Source organism: Streptomyces marokkonensis (genome assembly GCF_039539045.1).
GTDB classification, from domain to species: domain Bacteria; phylum Actinomycetota; class Actinomycetes; order Streptomycetales; family Streptomycetaceae; genus Streptomyces; species Streptomyces marokkonensis.
Window position 1 is genome coordinate 1 of record NZ_BAABCQ010000346.1, and the last position, 2,405, is coordinate 2,405.

Here is a 2,405-nt window from a genome sequence, read left to right on the forward strand (position 1 = left end):
CGGCGCCCACCGCACCGACCTGCCCACCTACGCCTTCCAGCACCAGCGCTACTGGCTGAACTCGAACGTGCCGGTGGGTGATCCCGCGTTCGCCGTCGAGCATCCGCTGCTGGACTCGGTGATCAGCGTGCCCGACACCGGCGGCGTTCTCGCCACGGGCCGGCTCTCGCTCGCGGCCCAGCCGTGGCTCGCCGACCACACCGTCTCGGGCACGGTCCTCCTGCCGGGCACCGCCCTCGTGGAACTCGCGATCCGCGCCGGTGACGAGGTCGGCGCACGGTCCCTGCGTGAGCTGATCATCGAGGCCCCCCTCCTCGTCCCCGACCAGGGCGCGGTACGCGTCCAGGTCTCGGTCGGCGAGGAGACGGACGGCTTACGCCCCGTCGCGGTGTACTCGAGGCCCGACGACGCCGACACCGGCACGTCCTGGATCCGCCACGCCAGCGGCCAGCTCGACGACCACGCCCCGGCCCCCGACACAGACTTCGCCGTCTGGCCCCCCGAGGGCGCGCAGCCCGTCGACCTGACCGGCTTCTACGAGGAGCAGGCGAACGCCGGATACGCGTACGGCCCCCTGTTCCAGGGCCTCAGCACGCTCTGGACCCTCGGCGAGGAGATCTACGCCGAGGTCGCGCTTCCCACGGAGGACGCCGACGCGGCGGCCGGGTTCGGGCTGCATCCCGCGCTCCTCGACGCCGTCCTGCACTGCGGCGCCTTCACCGAGCGGAAGGCCGAAGAGGGCAAGATCATCCTGCCGTTCGCCTGGAACGGCATGACCCTGCACGCGGCCGACGCCATCGGCCTGCGGGTCCGCATGACTCCCACCGGCCCCGAGTCGGTGGCGCTGGAACTCGCCGACAGCGAGGGCGCCCCGGTCGCGTCGGTCGACTCGCTCGTGCTCCGCGCCGTCTCCGACGAGCAGCTCACGTCCTCCGGCCGGACCCGCTCCGACACGGACGCCCTGTTCGCCGTCGAATGGACCGCTGTGCCGACCGAAGCGGCCGACGGCGGCGACACCGCGGTCGTCCCGCACCCGGTCTCCATGGCCCTGGACATCGAGGAACTGGTGCGCTCCGGCGCGTCGATGCCGGACGTCCTGGTCGTCGACGCCATCGACGGCGTCGTCAGCGCCGAACGGGTCCGCGGTCTCGTCGGCCGCGTCCTCGGGATCGTCCAGGCCTTCCTCGCCGCCCCGGAACTCACGGCCACCCACCTGCTCGTCGTGACGCGCGGCGCGGTCGGCGTCACCGGCGACGCCGAGGTGACCGACCCGGCGGGTGCCGCCGTCTGGGGCCTCGTGCGCGCGGTGCAGGCCGAGAACCCGGACCGCGTCCTGCTGATGGACGTCGACGAGATCCAGGCGTCCCGGTCGGCCCTCCCGGGCGTCCTGGCCGGTGGTGAGGCACAGGTGGCGGTGCGCTCCGACGTCGTGCACATACCCCGCCTGGTGCGGGCCCCGGCCGCGCCCGACACCGACGGACCGGTCGTGGACCCCGCCGGCACGGTGCTCGTCACCGGCGGTACCGGCACGCTGGGTGGACTCGTCGCCCGGCACCTTGTCACCGTGCACGGCGTGCGTCACCTGCTGCTGACCAGCCGCAGCGGACCCGAGGCGCCCGGCGCCGAGGAACTGACTGCGGAACTGGAGGCCGCCGGCGCGAGCGTCACCGTCGTGGCCTGCGACATGTCCAAACGCCGGGCCGTGAAGAAGCTCCTGGCGACGGTCTCGCCCGACGCACCCCTGACCGGTGTCGTCCATGCCGCCGGAATCCTCGACGACGGTGTGATCGCGAGCCTGACGCAGGAGCGGATCGGCGCGTCCTTCCGGCCCAAGGTCGACGCCGCGCTGATCCTCCACGAGCTGACGAGCGGGATGAACCTCTCCACGTTCGTCCTCTTCTCGTCCGCCGCCGGCGTCATCGGCGGCCCGGGCCAGGGCAACTACTCGGCGGCCAATGCCTTCCTGGACGCCTTCGCCCAGTGGCGCCGCGCCCAGGGCCTGCCCACTGCGTCCCTCGCCTGGGGTCTGTGGGCCGAGTCCGGCGGCATGATCGCCACGATGAGCGAGTCCGACCAGGCCCGCATGGGCCGTGGCGGAGTGCTCCCGCTGCCCACCGAGGACGGCATGGCCCTCCTCGACACGGCACTGTCCGGCGAGGCGTCCACGCTCGTACCCGTGAAGTTCGACTTCGCCGCCCTGGCGGAACAGGCACGGGCCGGACAACTGCCGCCGATGCTGCGCGGACTGGTCCGCCGGCCCCGCCGCACGGCACGCACGACGGCCGCGGGAACCGGCTCGGCCACCGGAGACTCTCTGGCGGACCGCCTCACCGGCCTGCCCCTGGAGGCCCAGCGGCGTCGCCTGGTGGAGTTGGTGCTGGGTGAGGTGGCGGTGGTGTTGGGTC

At 73.3% G+C, this 2,405-nt stretch carries 1 protein-coding gene; it reads left to right on the plus strand.

Features of this window, described 5'->3' with window-relative positions:
- Positions 1-2,405: type I polyketide synthase (locus ABEA26_RS35750; protein WP_345598211.1), on the plus strand; the 2,405-nt coding region annotated here is incomplete at both ends.